Source organism: Aureispira sp. CCB-QB1, from assembly GCF_000724545.1.
Lineage (GTDB): Bacteria > Bacteroidota > Bacteroidia > Chitinophagales > Saprospiraceae > Aureispira.
This window is the reverse complement of the sequence record NZ_JHBV01000008.1, coordinates 1-20527: the sequence shown is the minus strand read 5'-3', so window position 1 is coordinate 20527 and position 20527 is coordinate 1. Positions and strand designations below refer to the sequence as shown.

The 20527-nt window shown below is 36.4% G+C and carries 16 protein-coding genes; 3 read left to right on the top strand and 13 right to left on the bottom strand.

The window, feature by feature from the left end:
- Positions 1-3: 3 nt before the first annotated feature.
- The 7 genes from paaC to CG11_RS03140 form a co-directional block, all read right to left on the bottom strand.
- Complete coding sequence (paaC, locus tag CG11_RS03170; RefSeq protein ID WP_052593057.1) at positions 4-762, bottom strand: 1,2-phenylacetyl-CoA epoxidase subunit PaaC; 759 nt, start codon at positions 760-762, stop codon at positions 4-6.
- Between the two features lie 129 nt (positions 763-891).
- Positions 892-1179, bottom strand: coding sequence for a 1,2-phenylacetyl-CoA epoxidase subunit PaaB (paaB, locus tag CG11_RS03165; protein WP_052593056.1), 288 nt, complete (start codon positions 1177-1179; stop codon positions 892-894).
- Positions 1180-1209: 30 nt separating this feature from the next.
- Positions 1210-2157 carry a 1,2-phenylacetyl-CoA epoxidase subunit PaaA gene (gene paaA, locus CG11_RS03160; RefSeq protein WP_052593053.1) on the bottom strand — a complete coding sequence of 316 codons (948 nt, stop codon included), beginning with the start codon at positions 2155-2157 and terminating at the stop codon, positions 1210-1212.
- Positions 2158-2262: 105 nt separating this feature from the next.
- Complete coding sequence (paaE, locus tag CG11_RS03155; RefSeq protein WP_052593051.1) at positions 2263-3345, bottom strand: 1,2-phenylacetyl-CoA epoxidase subunit PaaE; 1083 nt, start codon at positions 3343-3345, stop codon at positions 2263-2265.
- Positions 3346-3623: 278 nt separating this feature from the next.
- Complete coding sequence (locus CG11_RS03150; protein WP_052593049.1) at positions 3624-4451, bottom strand: universal stress protein; 828 nt, start codon at positions 4449-4451, stop codon at positions 3624-3626.
- 53 nt (positions 4452-4504) lie between these two features.
- Positions 4505-5326, bottom strand: a complete 822-nt coding sequence (locus CG11_RS03145; protein WP_052593047.1) for a universal stress protein — start codon at positions 5324-5326, stop codon at positions 4505-4507.
- A 227-nt stretch (positions 5327-5553) separates the two neighbouring features.
- Entirely contained in the window at positions 5554-7668 is a 2115-nt protein-coding gene (locus tag CG11_RS03140; RefSeq protein ID WP_231512756.1) for a thiamine pyrophosphate-dependent enzyme, read from the bottom strand.
- 365 nt (positions 7669-8033) lie between these two features.
- On the opposite strand from CG11_RS03140, the gene CG11_RS03135 reads away from it, so the two are divergent.
- Positions 8034-8426 carry a hypothetical protein gene (locus tag CG11_RS03135; RefSeq protein ID WP_052593045.1) on the top strand — a complete coding sequence of 131 codons (393 nt, stop codon included), beginning with the start codon at positions 8034-8036 and terminating at the stop codon, positions 8424-8426.
- 160 nt (positions 8427-8586) lie between these two features.
- Entirely contained in the window at positions 8587-9666 is a 1080-nt protein-coding gene (locus tag CG11_RS03130) for a T9SS type A sorting domain-containing protein (RefSeq protein WP_052593042.1), read from the top strand.
- Positions 9667-9775: 109 nt separating this feature from the next.
- Here the strand turns inward: CG11_RS03130 and CG11_RS03125 are convergent, their stop codons facing one another.
- Together CG11_RS03125 and CG11_RS03120 are read right to left on the bottom strand one after the other, a co-directional pair.
- Positions 9776-12337 carry a choice-of-anchor J domain-containing protein gene (locus CG11_RS03125; protein WP_052593040.1) on the bottom strand — a complete coding sequence of 854 codons (2562 nt, stop codon included), beginning with the start codon at positions 12335-12337 and terminating at the stop codon, positions 9776-9778.
- A 388-nt stretch (positions 12338-12725) separates the two neighbouring features.
- The gene (locus tag CG11_RS03120; RefSeq protein WP_052593038.1) at positions 12726-13325 is read right to left on the bottom strand and encodes a TetR/AcrR family transcriptional regulator; all 600 of its coding nucleotides are present in this window, start codon (positions 13323-13325) and stop codon (positions 12726-12728) included.
- A gap of 180 nt (positions 13326-13505) precedes the next feature.
- On the opposite strand from CG11_RS03120, the gene fsa reads away from it, so the two are divergent.
- The gene (gene fsa / locus CG11_RS03115; protein WP_052593036.1) at positions 13506-14162 is read left to right on the top strand and encodes a fructose-6-phosphate aldolase; all 657 of its coding nucleotides are present in this window, start codon (positions 13506-13508) and stop codon (positions 14160-14162) included.
- Positions 14163-14364: 202 nt separating this feature from the next.
- Here the strand turns inward: fsa and CG11_RS03105 are convergent, their stop codons facing one another.
- The 4 genes from CG11_RS03105 to CG11_RS03090 all read right to left on the bottom strand — a co-directional run.
- On the bottom strand, positions 14365-15780 hold the full coding sequence (locus CG11_RS03105; RefSeq protein WP_052593032.1) for an aldehyde dehydrogenase: 1416 nt from the start codon (positions 15778-15780) through the stop codon (positions 14365-14367).
- A 181-nt stretch (positions 15781-15961) separates the two neighbouring features.
- The gene (locus tag CG11_RS03100) at positions 15962-16807 is read right to left on the bottom strand and encodes a DUF1571 domain-containing protein (protein ID WP_052593030.1); all 846 of its coding nucleotides are present in this window, start codon (positions 16805-16807) and stop codon (positions 15962-15964) included.
- A 143-nt stretch (positions 16808-16950) separates the two neighbouring features.
- Positions 16951-18408 (bottom strand): T9SS type A sorting domain-containing protein, encoded by a 1458-nt coding sequence (locus CG11_RS03095; protein WP_052593028.1) that lies wholly within the window; start codon positions 18406-18408, stop codon positions 16951-16953.
- Positions 18409-19087: 679 nt separating this feature from the next.
- Positions 19088-20527: T9SS type A sorting domain-containing protein (locus tag CG11_RS03090; protein ID WP_052593026.1), on the bottom strand; the 1440-nt coding region annotated here is incomplete at its 5' end.

The following is a 20527-nucleotide window of genomic DNA, read 5'->3' as shown; positions in this document are numbered from 1 at the left end:
CTGCTACCATTCCATACCAGGATAGGCACGCTGCATCCATTGCATTTCTGCTAAGACAAGCCCCATTTGTTCGGTATGTTTCCCTTGCTTGCCGCCTTTTTGAATCCACCCATCTTTAGGACGTGTTAATGTAGCTTCTTTTAAAATCGCATTTACACGCTCCTCCCAAAGCGGTCGGATGGCTTCCAAATCTACTCCTATTCCCTCTTCAAGCATTTTAGCATCTACCTCATCTGCCACAAACAATTCACCAGCATAATCCCAAATATCGTCTAAAGCCTCTTGCATTTTCTCATGGCTCTCTTCGGTTCCATCTCCCAAGCGGATGACCCATTCAGCACTATATCGGTAATGATATGTTAATTCCTTAATTGATTTTTTGGCGATGGCGACCAATTTTTCATTCTTGCTGTTACTTAGAGCAGCAAAAAAGTGATAATTAAAGGTATCGAATAAAAATTGACGAGCGATTGTATTGGCAAAATTTCCATTGGGCTGCTCGACCAATAAAACGTTCTTAAAATCACGAATATCACGCAAGAAAGCCAAGTCATCTTCTGACCGTCCTTTTCCTTCGACCTGTGCAGCATATTGCAACAAAACACGAGCATGCCCTACTAAATCCAAGGCAATATTGGTCAACCCAATATCGGTTTCTAAACTAGGACCATGCCCACACCATTCAGAAACACGATGTCCCAAAATTAGCGCATTATCAGCTATACGCAATACATATTCGAATAAAGCTTCTTTATTTTCCACAAGCTATTGTTGTTTAATTATTTTTTATAACTTCCATCCATTCCTCTCTTTAGCTAATTCCATTAAAAATCAACCAACTATACACACAAGTTATCATTTCAGAAATAGACCTATTTTTATCAAAGCCTCCTACATATGTCCGATTTCATCTGGGATTTCATAGAATGTAGGATGGCGATACGGTTTTGTTTTAGCTGCTTCAAACAGCATGTCGCCATCGTCTGGTATAGAAGCTGTAATATGCTTGGATTCTACCACCCAGATACTCACACCTTCTTGTCTACGAGTATAAACATCACGAGCGTTTTCAATTGCCATTTCTTCATCAGCAGCATGCAAACTTCCAGCATGTTTGTGGTGCAACCCCGCTTTACTTCTGATAAACACCTCCCATAGAGGCCAATCTTTCTTAGACATAATGGTTTTATTTTTAGTGGTTCCTAATAGTTAATTATTTTTTCTTCTTTCAGCACGTTTTTCAGCATGAGCCATGGCTGCTTCGCGTACCCAAGCACCCTCTTTATAAGCTTTGTTGCGAGCTTTTAAACGATCCTTGTTACAAGGACCACCGCCTTTTACAACTTGCCAAAATTCTTCCCAATCGATTTCGCCAAAGTCGTAATGCCCACGCTCCTCATTCCATTTTAAATCTTTGTCAGGAATCGTTAAGCCTAAAAATTCTGCTTGAGGCACTGTTGCATCTACAAAAGCTTGACGCAATTCATCGTTAGATTTTCGCTTAATTTTCCAAGCCATAGATTGCGCTGAATGGGTTGAGTCGGCATCGTTAGGACCAAACATCATCAAAGAAGGCCACCACCAACGATTTAGAGCATCTTGTGCCATTTCTTTCTGTTCGGGTGTTCCTTGTGCCAATGCCATTGTTATTTCATAACCTTGACGTTGGTGAAAACTTTCTTCCTTACAAATACGCACCATCGCACGAGCATACGGACCATAAGAGGCACGTGTCAACATTACTTGGTTCATAATCGCTGCTCCATCAACCAACCATCCAACAGCCCCAATATCCGCCCACGTTAATGTCGGATAATTAAAGATGCTAGAATACTTTGCTTTTCCAGAATTTAAGTCTTCAAACATTTGCTCTCTAGATGTTCCTAGAGTTTCGGCAGCACTATATAAGTACAAACCGTGCCCACCTTCGTCTTGAACCTTGGCAAGCAAGCCAATTTTACGACGCAAAGAAGGAGCTCTTGTAATCCAGTTTCCTTCTGGTAGCATTCCGACAATTTCAGAATGTGCATGCTGTGAGATTTGTCGTACCAAAGTTTTGCGATACTTTTCTGGCATCCAATCCTTTGGTTCTATTTTAATTTCAGCATCTATTTTAGCTTGAAATTTTGCCTCTAAATTCTCAATAGTATTTTCCATAATAAGTTATATTTAAAACCGCAAATTATTGTTCAAAAAATAATTTCAAACAATCTTTGGTATCTCTATTTTAGTACAATTATAACGCCAAATTCAACGATAAGTTTAGACTTCGTCAAAGTCTATAACTACCTTATCTGTCGTTGGATAAGCTTGGCAAGTTAAAATAAAACCAGCTTCTACTTCATCCTTTTCCAAAGCATAATTTAGCGCCATATCTACTGTCCCTTCTTTTATTTTTGCTTTGCATGTACAACAAACTCCCCCCTTACAAGCAAAAGGCAAATCAGCACCTTGTTTCAACGCTGCATCAAGCAAATTGTCTGTTCCAAAAGGTAAATCAAACTGAAAAGCCTTTCCATCCAAATTAACAGTTATTTGAGAGGACTTTCCTTTGTTGGTCTCCTTCACCTCAATTTTCTTTTCAACTCCTAATTTACCCAAGGGAGACGTAAATAGTTCAAAGTGAATTTTTGCTTCATCAAAGTCACGTTCTAACAAAGCATCTTTTACAGCAAAAATCATAGACTCAGGACCACAAGAAAAACAATCGTCAATCTCTGATACATCCAACAAAGTATCAAAAATAGCAGCACATTTTTCCTTATCAATACGCCCATTCATCAAGGGAGCATCCAACATTTCTCGACTCAAAAAATAATGCACTACTAGACGCTCCATGTAGCTATTTTTTAAGGCTTCAATTTCCTCTTTAAAGATAATTGAACCTGTATTCTTATTTCCATAAAACAAAGTAAAACGGCTCTTGGGTTCGGTTTCCAAAACTGTTTTCATAATCGAGATAATTGGCGTAATACCACTACCTGCGGCAAAACCAACATAGTGCTTCTCTTGATTTGGATCCAACTCTGTATAAAAGTTTCCCATTGGTGTCATTACATCCAAAGTATCACCAGCTTTTAGTTGATGATTGGCAAATGTAGAGAATTTACCATTATGCACCTGTTTCACAGCCACTCTCAACTCATCGTCATTCGGACTTGTGCATATGCTGTACGAACGGCGAATATCTTCATTGTTAATATCTTTTTTTAAGGTCAAATACTGCCCTTGCGTAAAATCATAAGCTAGCTTTAATTCTTCAGGAATTTCAAAAGCAATAGAACAGCAATCACGCGTTTCCTTGCGAACTTCTTTAACTTTTAAGGTGTGAAATGTTGGTTTCATTTATCTTGTAACTTAGGAAATCTATACCGTATTAATAATAGCATAGATTTTTTTTCTAAATAATAATTTTCAATTGTAAAATCATTGATTCGCAAGTAGTCGCAATTAGCTTGCTATCTTGCTTTTATAATAACAGCCAATAGTCCGCTAATTTTCATACTATTAGCGGACTACAAAGCTTTAAGTTTTTATTTCCAGTAGTCTTCAAAAACTGTATGTTTTTCAAGTAAACTAATGATGATCAGAACACAAAACAGCAATGCTATATTCTTAGACAATTACTTATGAAATGCTAACAATGGTAATTTGGTTTGCATTGTCATTTTTTTAGTAATACTAGCCCCTCCAAAAACTTTTCCCCAAAGACTTTTCTTGTGCGTCAACATCGCCAACACATCTATTTTATTGACTCGACAAAATGTCTCCAAGCCATCTTCTATTTCGTTGGCACTCCACACCGAATAAGTTACAGGCAAACTGGAAAAATTCTTTTGAAAAGAAGTTCTAAACGCAACCTCTTTCTTATCATCATAAGGCGCATCGGCTTGATTGATATGCACACAATGTACTTTTGCTTTGATTGCCGTCGCAATTAAAGTCAATTGCAACAACAATTCAGTGTCTTTATCATCAAAATCTGTAGCATAGGCAATGCTACCAACTCCTTTATAATCCGCTCCGATAGGAATCGCCAATACAGGACAAGTTGCGCTTTCAATTACATTAGCTGTGTTTGTTCCCCACACCTTGTCCAACGCTTTCCCCGATCCATGTGTGCCCATCACAATCAAATCAGCCTCATTTTCAGTTGCAATGTCTACAATAGAATTTTCAGAGCCTGACTGAACGATGTAACGTATTGCAACATCATCTTTGTCTCCCAAAGGAGGTCTTGTTGCTGCTTTTAGATGCTTTAGAACCTCTGTTTCTTTCTCGTTAATAATCGTTTGAATCATATCTACTGGGTAAGTTGACTCCACATAAGGAGGCCAGTACAAATGAACGACAACTAGTTCTGATCCTATTTCCTTTGCTATATTATAGGCGTAATAAAAGCCCCAACTTGAAGCCGATGAAAAATCGACCGGTACAATTATTCTATCCATGATGTTCCTATGTTTTTATATCTTAAAAATCAACTTCCGTATACTACAATATTTTATCCGTGAAACGCTAGCAAAGGTAATTTATTCCGCATTGCCATTGATTTTGTCACACTATGCTCTCCAAACAACTTGTCCCAAGTAGAACGGTTGTGAGTCAACATAGCTAACATATCTATTTGGTTTACACGACAAAAGATTTCCAACCCATCTTCTACATTATGTGCACTCCAAGCATGAAATACGATTGGCAAATCAGGTAGATTAGCTTGTAATTTTGTTTCAAAAACTGCTGCCTCCTCGGTCTTTGGAGCCTCGCTAAATAGATTGACATGCACACAGAATAAAGTTGCATTGGTTGCCTCAGCAACACGCCCTAATTGCGTGATTGACTCTATGTCTTTTTCATCAAAATTAGTGGCATACGCTATCGTTTTTACCGACTTGAAACTAGTCCCATTAGGAATCGCCAATACAGGACAGTGTGCATTGTTAATGACAGCACTTGTATTGCTTCCCCAAAGTTTATTCAAAACTTTATCATTGCCATCCGTTCCCATCACAATCAAATCCACATCTTGGCGTTTGGCATACAAAGTAATATCATCCTTCAAACCATAGTCAATATCATAAGACACTTTTACAGATTGAGAAGCTGTCGGATACTGCGTTGCTGCTTTTAAATGTTCTAAGATTTCTAGCTTTCTTTTGTGTGCGTTAGCTTGCAGTTTTTCTAAGGAATAAGTAGACTCCATAGCAGCCGTATACATATTCACTACAATAATCTCAGCACCAATAGATGCCGCTAATTCATAAGCATAACAAAAGCCCCAACTTGATGAAACTGAAAAATTGAATGGAACGAGTATTTTTTTCATAATGTTATTAGTAATTAAGCATGATTAAATATTTCTTATAATGCAATATTACCTTTATTCTAACTAAGAAAAAAAGACATTTCGTAAGTCCTAAAATGATTTAAATCACTAAATTAGCATTCTGTTCATTTCTTTTTATTTCAATATTAAATTGGTTGTTTCTCCAATTTTATTTTAAACCCTTTTGGTTTAAAACCACGCTATAAAAGTCTCCAACTAGTTTTAATCTAATATTCTAACAAGTTGAGAATAGCGTCCTCTACTTTTTGAGTAGACGGCAACATTGTTTTTTCTAAAACTTGGTTTAATGGAATTGCAGGAACGTCAATTGAACCGAGTGTTCGCACAGGAGCATCCAAATATTCAAAGCAATTCTCTTGGATTCTAGCAGCAACACTTTGAGCAAAGGTACAATTAACAGCCTCTTCTGTTACCACCAAACACCTACCATGTTTTTTAACTGCATCAAAAATAGTAGCTGTATCTAATGGATACAATGTCCGTAAATCAATAATTTCAACACGACCATCCAAATTCTTTGCTGCATTCAATGCCCAGTGTACCCCCATACCATAAGTAACAACAGCAATAGACTTTCCCTTTTCAACCTGTTCAGCATCTGCTTGTACAGTTATCGCTGCCTGTCCAAATGGAATCATATAGTTTTCATCAGGTAGTACCGTTCGTGCGGTTTCTGTTCCCTTTACTTTAGACCAATAAAGTCCTTTGTGTTCAAAAATAACCACAGGGTTAGGATCATAATAAGCCGCTTTCATCAATCCTTTTAAGTCTGCCCCATTACTAGGGTAAGCAATTTTGACTCCTTTGATATTAGCGACAACAGATTCTACACTAGAAGAGTGATAAGGTCCACCGCTGCCATAAGCACCAATTGGCACTCTTAAAATCATGCTAACAGGCCATTTTCCATTGGATAAATAACAAGAACGGCTCACCTCTGTAAACAATTGATTTAGACCAGGCCAAATATAATCTGCAAATTGTACCTCAACAATTGGCTTCAAGCCTACTGCGGACATACCTACTGTTGAACCAATAATAAATGCCTCCTGAATAGGGGTATTAAACACTCGACCATCTCCAAATTTTTGAGCCAAGGTAGCTGCCTCACGAAATACACCGCCCAATCGTCCGCCTACATCTTGGCCATACAGCAGACATTCAGGGTGCTTGCGCATCAATTCTTCTACTGCTGTCAAAGCACTATCTACCATTACCGTTGCCTCTGCCCCATCTGGTTGTCTAATTCCAGTCTCCTCTGTAACCGTTGTTGGTGCAAAATCATGCGTCAATAAATCTTCAGGACGAGGATCTTCAGCGGCTAATGCTCGCTCAAAATCTGCCAAAACAACCTCTTTTACCTCTTCTTCGATCGCTGAGATTTTCTTTTCTGTAAAACCAGCGTCTAGCAGCTGTTGAATCATAATCGGATAAGGATCACGAGTTTTATGTTCCTCTAAATCATCTCTATACCACTCCATTCGAACACCTGATGTGTGGTGGTTTAGCAAGGGTACTTTGGCATGTACCAAAAATGGGCGACGCTCTTTTCTTATTTTTGTAATAACTTCTTTTAATGCCGTATAACATTCTATAAAGTCATTGCCATTAATGCTAATAGCCTCTATTCCCTTAAATCCTTGTATAAACTCATAAGCATTCTGCGCACGGATTTCATCGGCACTTGCCGAAATATCCCAATCGTTATCTTGTACCAAATAAAGAATCGGCAATTGTTTTAATGCTGCCATTTGGAACGCCTCAGAAACTTCACCTTCTGTTACTGAAGCATCTCCCAAAGAACAAACAACAATCGGTTTCTCTACATCCTTGGTGTCCTCCACTAAATTTTGATTTTCTTTATACTGCACTCCCATTGCTACCCCTGTCGTTGGAATGGCTTGCATCCCTGTAGCAGAAGATTGATGTGGAATTTTAGGCTTATCATCATCTTTCAAACTAGGATGAGAATAATAAGTTCTTCCTCCTGAGAATGGATCATCTCGTTTGGCCAATACCTGTAGCATTAACTCATAAGGAGTCATACCAATTCCCAATAAAATAGAATCGTCTCGATAATAAGGTGCTACAAAATCTTGCGATTTTAATTGCAACCCTAATGCTAATTGAATTGCTTCGTGTCCTCTAGAAGTTGCATGCACGTACTTAGAGGCAACTTTAACATTTGCTTCATAGGTTTCGGCCATTGTTTTAGCAGTAGCCATCAAACGAAACGCTTCTTCTAAAGTTTTTTTAGTCACCTTACTCATTGGTTTTGAAATCGTTTTGGTTCTTTTAGTTGGTGTTTTGGTTTTTGACATAGTACTAGACGATTATTTTGTTTCTCCAAATATACGAACAACTGTTCGCTTTTTTTGTTTTGTAGCGTATTATTTTAAAAAAATACCAAGTATAATATACAGTTATTTAAATACAATAAGTTGCTATTTTTTACTTTTTGAATAAAAAAAAGAAATAGTGAACAATCCTTAAGAGTTGATAATTCTTTAACAATACAATAATTTCTCTTAAGAAACAGTTATAAATACATTGGCAATGTCTACATCAACAATTGCCCAATCATTCTTAAACCAACCAATTCTCATGCTCAATCTCCCTCCTTAAGTCACTCCCACCCAACCTCCTAATAGTTCTGTTCAATATTTTATCATAAAAACACCATACTATGAGCAGTTTAACATATTTCTGGAAAATAGGTATTGGAATATTCATTCTTCTGTTTTGTTCGTCTTTTGCTTATCGGGTCATTCCTGTCGTTACTTTAAATGGACAAACAAGTGGCTCCATTTTTTCTCATGAATTTTCGAAATACGATGGTTTACATATAGATACTACCAATCATTCCTGTGCCGTATCTCACTATACGTTGTACCACATTTCTCTTACAAAAGACATCGCCATCTACAAAGGCACCTGTGCTACCTTTTCACCTCCGATACAAGCCTCTGTCCAGCAAGCAGAAAAAGGAGATAAATATATTTTTATTAATGTAAAAGTACATTGCCAAGGAGAACGGATTCCTATTCATGTCAACCCGCTTAACTTCAATATCAAATAATCACATCAACGTACGCTGTACAAAGGCTTACAAACTATTTTCATTTAAGCACACCTATCCATTAACTGGATAGGTTAAAGCTTAATTATAATACCTCTTTTCCCTATGATTATGGTATATTTGTTCATCAAAAATCTTAAAAATATCTAAAATCATAGAAATGAAACTATCCAAAACAATTGGCGTTTTTGCCTTGTATTTTACAGTTGCTTATTCCCCCTTGAATGCACAAAATGTCAATATTCCTGATGCCAATTTCAAAGCCTATTTAGTGGCTAATAGTAATATTAACACCAATAATGACACAGAAATACAAGTTAGTGAAGCCAATGCATTTAATGGGAAAATAGATTGCTACAATTTAAATATAACCGATCTAACAGGCATAGAGACCTTTATTAATTTAACAGAGTTAGAATGTTATAGTAACCAACTAAGTGGCTTAGACTTAAGTCAAAATATTAATCTTACGCATTTAGACTGTGACAACAATCAACTAACGAATATAAATCTTGTTCAAAACACCAATTTGATTGAACTAAAATGTTCTTACAACCAATTGACAAATTTAGACATTAGCCAAAACACCAATTTAAGTAAATTCAAATGCGATCATAATCAATTGGCAAATCTAGATCTCCACCAAAATACAGCGTTGAGAAGACTTGATTGTGACCACAATCAACTAACAACACTAGATCTAAGTCAGAATGCTGATTTAACAAATTTAAACTGCTACAACAATCAACTCAGTAGTTTGGATATGAGTCAAAATACTGACCTAGTTATTTTAAACTGTTACAACAATCAACTTCTAGATTTGGATGTAAAAAATGGCAACAACACTAACTTCATGCTATTCAATGCAACCAACAATCCAAATCTAACTTGCATTCAAGTAGATGATTCTACTTTTTCTGCCAACAATTGGGCTGATATAGATGCGGGGGCTTATTTTAGCAACAATTGCACCCTTATCAATAGTTTTCAAACTGTTTCAATTATATCAGGGGCAACGATTTCTCCCAATCCTACCTCCAACCTAGTCAACATAAACTTGGGAACAGTCTATCCCAAAGCAGCCATTCAAGTAATGAATTTAGTTGGGCAAGTTCTTTTTGAAAAGAAGTTCAACAATGTTTCAGAAACAGAAATACAACTCGAAGGTCCTAAAGGCGTATATCTCATTAAAATCCAAACAAAGAGCACTCAACAAACATTTCGAATTATCAAAAACTAACCGAATACTGACGAAAGTTCTATTCATAAGAATACAAAAGGCTCTTGGAATTTAATCTTCCAAGAGCCCTTTTATTTTACAAAAACAGGTGATATCTGTTATTTATTAGTTATTTTTTATTTACAACCAATCGTTCCGTGATTGACTGCTCACCAATAACAAACTGTACCATGTAAACACCTGTTGTCAAGTCTTTTGTACTCAGCTCAATGCGTCTTGACACTACAGTACCCAATTGTTTCTCTAAAACGGTTTGTCCCATTGTATTCATAACACGAATAGTAACATCAGAGCTTTTTTCTAGGTCTAAGTCAACAAATACATTAGCATTTGCTGGATTAGGATACATACTCAAATTATTCAAATTAGCAATACCTTCAACCCCAACAATAGTTACTGTAACAGTAGTATCACTAGTACAACCATTCGCATCTGTTACCGTTACGCCATATGTTGTGTTGTTTGTCAAACCAGTAGCGGTAGCCGTAGTTTGGTTGTTAGCAGCAGCATCCCATTGGTAAGTATACCCACCTACGCCACCTGTAGCAGAAGCCGTAGCAGTACCATCACCATTATCTAAAATAGATGCAACAAGCAACATTGGTTCTGTTATAGTTCCTCCTGCAACGTCTGTACAACCATTCGCATCTGTAATTGTACCAGAATAAGTACCTGCTGACAATGCTAATAAGTCCGATGTAGTGGCACTATTACTCCATGCATAAGTATATGGACTTGTTCCACCTGATACTGAAGTTGTAATAGATCCATCGTTACCACCATTACAAGATACATTTACAGGTGTTCCTATACTCGCAACAAGTACTCCTGGTTCTGTAACAACAACCGTATCAATTGTCAAACAACTCAAAGCATCTGTCGTTGTTACCATGTACATTCCAGCTGACAAACCTGTTGCTGTTGCTGTCGTTTGATTATTGGCATTAGCATCCCATTGGTAAGTATATACTCCTGTACCTCCCGTTGCTGTTACCGTTGCTTCTCCATCAGACAAACCATTACAGCTTATATCCGCTCCATTGTAGTTAGAAGTAACAGAAGCAGATCCAACTGGAGCATTAGGGTTAGAAATAACAACACTACTTGTCGCAGAAATACCGTTGGCATCTGTATAAGTAAACATGTACGTACCAGCTGCTAAACCTGTTGCTGTTGCTGTTGTTTGGTTGCCTGCGTTGGCATCCCACAAGAAAGTATAAGGCGCTGCACCACCAGATGGCACAGAGGTAGCTGTTCCGTCTGTTCCTCCACAACTAGCATCTGTAGTTGTATTTGTTGTTGTCAATTGAACCGTTACACATGGGTTGGCGACAACAATATCATCAATTTCCAAAATAAATTTATCTGAAGAATTGTTACGGAAAGCTACATAAATATCTTGTCCTGCGAATGCTGTCAAACTTACAGTGCGTGAAACAAAAGAAGTATCTTCCGCAGCAATATTAAATACCATTGTACCTCCTGTCGTAAAGTCGCTAATAACAGGGCTCGCTCCTGCTATTGTTGAAGTCACCCATACTTCATAACCATCTGCAAAACTAGGATCTCTTGCTACTGCCTCCCATGACAAATTAGCCCCAGAAACAACACCAGATATTTGTGGCGTAATTAACCAATCATCACTTGTACCTGCAGGATCTAACCAAGAAGTTACGGCAGCAACAGAATCTACTATAGCCCCTGTTTCGGTGCTACCAGAAAGTGTCCATTGATCAAAAGTGGCTACATTAGCATTAGCATTTCCATCATTATCAATAATTGTCAATCCACTTGGCATTACACCTCCTGTACCTTCAAAATCTTCAGAATATATAACAACCCCATCGCTAGCAATAACGACACTGCTCGTATCTGATGCGCCATTTGCATCTGTGTAAGTAAACATATATGTACCTGCCGCTAAACCCGTTGCCGTTGCCGTTGTTTGATTATTGGCATTTGCGTCCCATAAAAAAGAATAAGGCGCTATACCTCCTGAAGGGTTAGAAGTGGCCGTACCATCAGAACCATTACAGCTCGCATTCGTAGTCGTATTCGTTGTACTTAATGTAACAGTAGCATTGTTCTCAATAACAATATCATCAATTTCTAAGATAAACTTATCAAAAGAATTATTGCGAAAACCTACATAGATACTCTGCCCTGCAAAAGAAGATAAACTTATCATATGCGATACAAAAGATGTATCTTCTGCTGCAATGTTAAATACCATTGTACCACCTGTCGTAAAATCGCTAATAACAGGGCTTGCTCCTGCTATTGTTGAAGTTACCCATACTTCATAACCATCTGCAAAATTAGGATCTCTTGCCACTGCTTCCCAAGCCAAACTAGTTGCCGAAGTAATCCCAGATACTTGTGGTGTAATTAACCAATCATCACTTGCACCCGCTGGATCCAACCAAGAAGTTACAGCAGCAACCGAATCTACTACTGCTCCTGTTTCAGTACTGCCAGAAAGTGTCCATTGATCAAAAGTGGCTACATTAGCGTTAGCATTTCCATCATTGTCAATGATTGTCAATCCACTTGGCATTATACCTCCCGTTCCTTCAAAATCTTCGGAGTACAGGACTTGTGCTTGCGAGGATTGAGAAAAAATAGTCATTGAGCATATTGCCCAAATAACAAATTGTTGTATTTTATTCATATTGTCTGTTTAATTTAAAATACCAATGACATAGTTTCTTGTAGAGTTCTTTAGAAGGAATATCCAAAGAGTATTACAAGACACCTAAATTGATACTTTTGTACGTTTAAAATGAGGTTTTTACTTAAAAATAAATCTCAAAATAGTTTTTTTTCGTGTAAAAATCAAGCATTAAACAGACATTAATATATAAAACAGGGTTCTTAAAAAGCACTTTTTATCCTATAAGAACTAAAAAACGCCAAAAACAAGTTTATTAGCCCTTAAGGCTTTTGGTAAAAAAAATCAACAATGTACGTTTCAATCAACAAGTAAATATGTTTTGCCCTTTTCGATTGTACTTCTTTATAAATTAATACATGGCTAGACCATCCTATTAACTATTTTCTCAAATAGCAACGCCGTCTAAAAGCAAATTGGCTATTTGTTTCTTCAACAACTCTGGCTGAATACTTCGAGTTGGTTTGTACCAATAGTGCAACCAACGCACCGAAGTTAATATTGTATATAAAGCTATGTTTGAATTGATATTTTTTAATTCACCAGCTTCAATCCCTTTAATTATTATTTGTTGAAAACGATTTTCATAATCTTTTCGAAGTGTTAAAAAAGTCTTTAAGTTAGAGTCTTTCCCTTCATTTGCCAAATGCTTCCACTCATCATTAAAAACCGTTACAGAAGTAGGATTTTTAACAGCTATATCAACGTGCAAAGCAATTAACGCTTTTATTTTTTCTATTGTAGTGATGGGTTGACATTCAATCTCATTCATCCCTTCAACGAACAACTTAGCATTGTCAAAACAGATCTTTTGTAGCAACTCTTCTTTGGAACCAATATGGCTGTACAAACTAGAGACTTTTAAATCTACTCGCTCGGCTAAATCTCTCATGGATGCAGCTTTGTAGCCTTTTTCTCTAAATAATTGTGCGGCTGCCTCATAAATTGCCTCCTTTTTACGCTTCTTTGGTTTGCTCTTTTCGATCATGCTGTATAGAATAAATAATTGTTAGGCTACAAACTTAACGAAAATTAGGGTGAATAATAAAAAACCATTAGTTTTGGGGCATAAAAACAATCGTTCAAAAAAATAAACTGTCTGTAGTAGTTTAAATCAAACTCAAGCAGATTACAATACTTTTCATACTACTTACAAAAACAAATCAAAATGAAATTTTTTGTTGATACTGCCAACTTAGCGCAAATTCAAGAAGCACATGACTTAGGTATTTTAGATGGTGTTACAACCAATCCATCTCTGATGGCAAAAGAAGGTATTAGTGGTCAAGAAGCTGTATTAGAGCATTACAAAAAAATCTGCGAAATTGTAGATGGAGATGTTAGTGCAGAAGTTATTGCAACCGACTTTGAAGGTATTGTAAAGGAAGGAGAAGCTTTGGCTGCATTACATCCTAATATTGTTGTTAAAGTTCCAATGATTAAAGATGGAATCAAGGCCATCAAGCATTTTTCTAGCAAAGGTATCCGTACCAACTGTACACTTGTTTTCTCTGCTGGACAAGCTATTTTAGCAGCTAAAGCAGGCGCAACTTACCTATCTCCTTTTATTGGACGTGTGGATGACATTTCTTGGGATGGTATGGACTTAATCGACCAAGTGGTGCATATTTATAACTTTTATGGATTCAAAACAGAAGTTTTAGCTGCTTCTATTCGTAATCCTCTACATATTGTAAAATGTGCAGAGATTGGAGCGGATGTTGTTACTTGTCCATTAAGTGCTATTTTAGCATTATTGAACCATCCTTTGACAGATATTGGTTTGGCTAAATTCTTAGCAGATCACAAAAAGGTAAATGGCTAATCAACCTCTCATTTACATTGAAGCCCTTGAAGAAAGTATCTTCAGGGGCTTTTTTATTATAAATCTAACGGTTCATTCATCGTTCATTATGACACTTTATAAAAAAATCGCAAACTTCCCCGATTTTAAAACAATACTAAGGGAAATTTGCGATCTAAAAGATCCGTTTTTAACCTTTGTGTTGAGCTAAGTACGTTTCTATTTATAATGCCCAATCCATAATCTTTTTAATCCATTTCAAACTTAATTTATAAGGCGCATAGCGAATCGGTTCTTCTATTAAGAAAGAGCGATGCAACACGGCTTTTTGATGCGAAAATAGGTCAAACGAATGTTGCCCATGGTATGCTCCTATTCCACTATCTCCAACTCCTCCAAATGGCAAATGCCCATTTGCAATATGCATCAACGTATCGTTAATAGTTACTCCCCCAGCAGAAGTTTCTTCTAAAATTCGATCAATTTTTTTATCATTTTTAGAAAAAATGTACAATGCTAATGGTTTAGATTTATCATTAACAAAATCAATCGCTTCTCGTAGATTGCCATATTCAATTATTGGCAATATAGGTCCAAAAATTTCATCTTGCATCACCCCAGTTTCTAATCCCACGTTTTCCATCAAGGTAGGGGCTATATACTTATCCGCTCGATCTGTTTGACCTCCCTCGATAACGTCGCCATCATTAAGATAGCTACTCAAGCGATCAAAGTGGTTTTCATTAATAATTCGACCTAAGGCTTCACTCTCTTGAGGATTTTCACCAAAAAACTCATGGATGTAAAACTTCATTTTTGCAATGAGAGCATCCTTAATTTTATGATCTACCAGCAAATAATCTGGTGCAATACAGGTCTGCCCCATATTAATGAACTTCCCCCAAACAATTCTTTTGGCAGTATAATCTAAATGAATATCGGTATCTACTATACAAGGGCTTTTTCCTCCCAATTCTAAAGCAACAGGAGTCAAATGCTTTGCAGCTGCTTGATAAACAATTTTACCAACATTAGTACTTCCTGTAAAGAAGATAAAATCAAATTTTTGCTCTAGCAACAACTGTGTTTCAGGGACAGCACCCTCTATCATTTTAATATATTGTGCATCGAACGTTGAGTTAATCAATTTTGTTAACAAACGAGATGTATGCATGGCATATTCCGAAGGCTTTAAAATTGCTGTATTACCAGCTACAATAGCCCCTACTAAAGGAGCTAATAGCAACTGAACAGGATAATTCCATGGAGCTATTATCAAGACATTGCCATACGGGTCTGCTTTTGTATAGCTACTTGCTATATAATGGAATGGTGGTGTTTTCACCTTTCTTGGTTTAGCCCAAGATTTCATTTTTTTTATAGCCTCATTGATATCTACCAAAACAAATCCGATCTCAGTAGCATAAGCCTCAAACTCGTGTTTTCTTAAATCCTTGTGTAAAGCATCTATGATTGCAGTTTCATTATCTACAATCATTTTCTTTAACTTTTCTAATTGCTCCTTTCTAAACGTTAAATCTTTGGTAGCATTACTAGCAAAAAAATCTCGTTGAGCTTGCAAGATAGTTTGCACTTTCGCAGCTGTTAAATTAGTATTGGTTTCTGTTGTTGTATCCATGATATTGTAATTGATTGATTGTTGATCTTCTTAAATTTGTTGCCTTTGGTGAAAACAACAAGTTCAAAACAGTTTTTCAGCTATTTATTAAACCCTAAAAAAAAGAAATGGTTCTCACAAAAAAGCATTTGTAAGAACCATTAAGATAATATATCTAACTTAGATTAACAAATTGTCCTTCTTAAAAACCGTAGCTAGAACAATCTGTTGTAAATTCGTTGCTGGCAAATTTAGGGTAAGCCGTTATATTTTTATATTCGTATTTTTCAAATAAACCTTTTTCATCATACAACATTTGCACAATCGGCATGTAAGTTTTTTTGTCGATATAAACAATTACCTTTTTTGCATAATTACTCGGTACACTTAAAGTCGTCCCTTTTTTTATTGTTTTAGCATAAGATATCTTGTTTCTCTCTTTGATCAAAAAATCAGAAGCAACAATTCTTCTAGAAAGCTGCATTAGATTTTGATCTCTGTCGGTAGTGTAGGAAATATACTTAAATTCTGTTGGCGGATAAATATACAATTTGTAACAGGTTTTACCATCATAAGTAACCTCCCCTTTGTAAGCATACAAAGCACTTCTAGACTTGCCTGCTTTTCTAGCTGTTGACTCAAATCCATCCAATAGTATATTAACAAATCCCATTCCTGCATCATCAACCGTGTGGTGATTCTCTGCGACCACTTTGGAATCATAAATACTCAAACTCACATTAATCCAAGGAAAACCATTTGGATTGATGTACCCCTTGTTATTATTCCAACCATCAACATACAATAGTTCAACCCCTTTATCCAAATCTTTCATGTATACTTTTCGTGGGCTTTCTTGTATATGAAATTTCATTTTCTTGTAGACATACTTATCTCCAAATCGTTCTTTGGAATGTAATACAAAAGATGATTTATTCATTTTTTTTATAGCAGCACGCATTTTATCAATAATCTCTACAGGATCTTGCGCTACTGCTGAGCCAAGAAAACAAAAAGAGAGCAAAAAGGCAGTTAAGTGTACTTTCATTGGTTGATTAAATATATTGTTTAAACATTTGGTTGATTAAAAAAAAGGCGAAAAACAAACCATCCTAAAAACCTAATCTAGAATGGTTTATTAATTTTATATTTGCAAATACGATACCAATTTTATGGCATCTAGCTTCGTGTTTATTTTTGAAGAACTATCTTTCTAGAAACGACATCACTTCCTACACGCAATTGTAATATATAAACCCCATTAGCTTGTCGGCTCAAATCAATTGGTTGATTAAAAGTTCCTGTAAAGTTTTTCATTTGCTGTGCATAGACCGTTTTTCCTAGTACATCACTAACAACTAAATCTACATCTTTGTTCACTCCATTCAACTGAAACTGAACATTAACAGCCTCTGATGTAGGGTTCGGATAAACTGTCAAAGAACGATCAACCTGCTTGATTTGATCAACGCTTACATTACAATATTGCACCATTACGCTATCTACGTAATTAATTGTATCAATATAATGAGATATGGTTACTTCTATTGTCATTGAACCAGTCGTCAAGGTATGTGTTCCTGCTCCAAGAAAAGCGCCTAAGGTAACCGGACCGCTTCCACAAGGATCATCATTATCTAATGGTCCCAAAGCACTGTCATCATCCCAAATTTCCAAACTGTAGGTTTGTCCATTTGCCAATTCAATTGGGCCAGGAAATACCATTGTATCTCTCGGGTATTCATTGTTCTGAGTATTTCCAATTAGAGCAAAGTTAGGGTCTGTATTAACAGTATCACCATTACCTATCATGATGATATACATATCTGGTGCTCCTGAAATAACCAAGGGAGGAAAGCCAACATCATCGTTACAACTATTTCCAGGATCTGAAGCAACAACAATAGATTCTAACAAATAAGGAAATGTATCAATGATAACTTGTTGTGTAATTGCTACAGTAGTATCTCTTGTGATGTTAAAATCATACCATACTGTATCTGGATTCTCCAAAGTAGATGTCATTCCATTTCCAAAGTCCCATGAATAAGAAAACCCAGGGTTCCCATTACTAGGCACTAAGTTATTAATGACTGCTCCAAAAGGAGCACAACCTGCTGCTGTATCTAGTGTAAAAGAAGCGTTTGTATCAGGAAACACGATAAATTCTAATGGAATTGGAGGCGAAGGCACAACAAAGCCAGCGATTCGAATTCCCAAGTTTACATTAACAATAAATGTTCCTGCCGCACCTGGTGTACCACAAAGCGTAATACATCCATCTCTAGTTTGAGGAGGCGCTTCATCATAAACCATTGGAGTTGGGCGATCTCCTACCCATGCCAAACCTGGAGGTAGTCCCGTTACACTAAGGATTGTGAAATCATCAATATTCACACCAAGAGGCACGTTTGTACCAGGAGGAGCCACAGCCGCTAAAGGATCTGTTGTATAAGGCAAACGATAACTCATTGACTCCTCGTAGTAAGCATTTTTATATGCCGCAGGCAATGAATCAACTAAAATTGTATCCGCTGGAATTCCCGCAGGTAAAACAATGGTACAATTTGGACATTGTGCGTTTGCTTCATTCAGCCATCCCAAACACAATAATGACAACAAAGTCAAAAACAAGTTGTTGTTCTTCATTCTTTTGTTTTTTTTTGATAAACGATTGATTAAACCTGTTTTATATTGTTAATTCAGATTTAATTTTTTAAGTATATTTTTTGGTAAGCAAACGAACAGTCAAAAGCATAGAAAAATTGTTTTTTGTACCAATCAAAGAAAAAAACCAACGCCACAATGAGTTAAAACGTTTTTTTTCGATGAGGAGCAATCAAAAAGAATTTCTATTTAAGTTACTATTTTTCTGAACGATTACTGATAAGCACCAACGTAAAAATAAGTTTTTTTTTATTTTTTTACAATCCTTTTAACTATTTGGTCAATTAATCTAGTAATCAGTTGCTTAAGCACTTCGACAAAAGATCTGCCAAATTCATTTCGAATTCTTTGATTATGGCAAGAATAATATCGTACCACTGTCTAAATCTTATTAAAAACTTACTTTTATATACTTTGAATATCATAAAAACCTTAAATTGTTATCTACAAAGTTAGTTACTCACTATCATAGTGAATTAAACTTGCTTCCAAACTTTTTAAGCTACACCATATAAGATGAATATATTCTTCTCTTCCCCTACAAACCATTTGCAATTATAACACTTATTCTAATTTTTACTACCTTATCTATATACCTAAAAGGCTACTAGAAAACAGTTTCCTAGCAGCCTACTCTGATTTTCTTTTATAAAAATTGTAATTACTCAAAAATCACCTTAAGTAATTGATTGTTTCGTCCGTCTGTCAACTCTACATAGTACATTCCTGCCGCAAGATTATGAACTGGAATTGTGGTGTTAAAATCACCCGAAACATTCCCTAATACTTGGCTGTGTACACGTTGTCCCAAAGCATCAAATAGATTAATCGTCAAATCAACTACTTCTTTGGTTGTAAAATAAACATTTAATGCATCAGTATTGGCTGGATTTGGGTATAACATAAACAAAGAAACTTCACTCAACTTCTCCACTACCAAAGGATTATCAACAACATAAGCATATTGCTTTTCCAAGTGAATACCATAAGGAATAAAATTATTACTACCCGTTCCTCCACAATCAGGAGAAATATAGGTTCCATTATTGTTTAGTAACTCAAAAGTAGCTACTAATGAATTCAAAGAAATTTGAGTATTATTCAGTTCTTCAAAAATAGGCAGCAATTCTTCCATATTGTTAAGATCTCCTGCACCTGAAATTCCTAGATTAGCAATGCTATCACAAAAACCTGCTAGATAAGGTTTGTTTGAAGCTGTTGCCAAAAGTGAAAATAAATCACAACAAGGTTGCCCATTTTGCATTCCATTTAAAATAGAATCGACTAGCGTCTGCCAAACACTTAAGTCATAACCAATTGCAGTTATATCAAATGTATCTCCCACTACAAGTGTTACTCCATGACGTGTTTTATCCATGGGCATAAAAATACCATCTTCATCTGCTCCTATAACAACATCTCCACCACCTTGGGTCGTATCTGGTTGCCCTAATGCATCTAATGCTGCCTCATTTCTTTTTGTGATTAAATACTCTACTGTTGGCAAATCTGGCGAAGCATTAACAGCTAGAACTGGGCTAGGTGTATTCTCATTGGTTGCAATAAGTGTTCCGTGTAATCCTGGATTTAGTTCAGGGGCAACGGTTGCACTAGAACAACAGGTATTAGCAAGCACTGTCGCTGTTGCATGATACGTATATCGTTCTCCACCATTCAAGCCATAAGGAACAAAGTCATTACTCGCTGTTCCACCACATTCAGGAGAAATATAGGTTCCATTTCCATTAATTAAGTCAAACACATAAACGATGGCTTCTACAGAAAATTGATCTTCAACAAAAGGACTAAAAACAGTCAATACATCTTCAAAGCTAGTTACATCTGCACCTGAGTAAATTCCTGCATTATTCAATGTATCACAGAAACCTGCTAAAGCTGGCTCACTCAGAACGATAGCCATAAGACTAAACATATTGCAACAAGGTTGCCCATTACCATTACTACCATTTAGTAATGAATCGGTCAATTCTTGGATCAAAGCCAAATCATAGCCGATTGCCATTACATCAAACATATCTCCAGCAGCTAGTGCAATATTGTAACGAGTTTGATTGGCGGGTATAAAAACACCATCCACGTC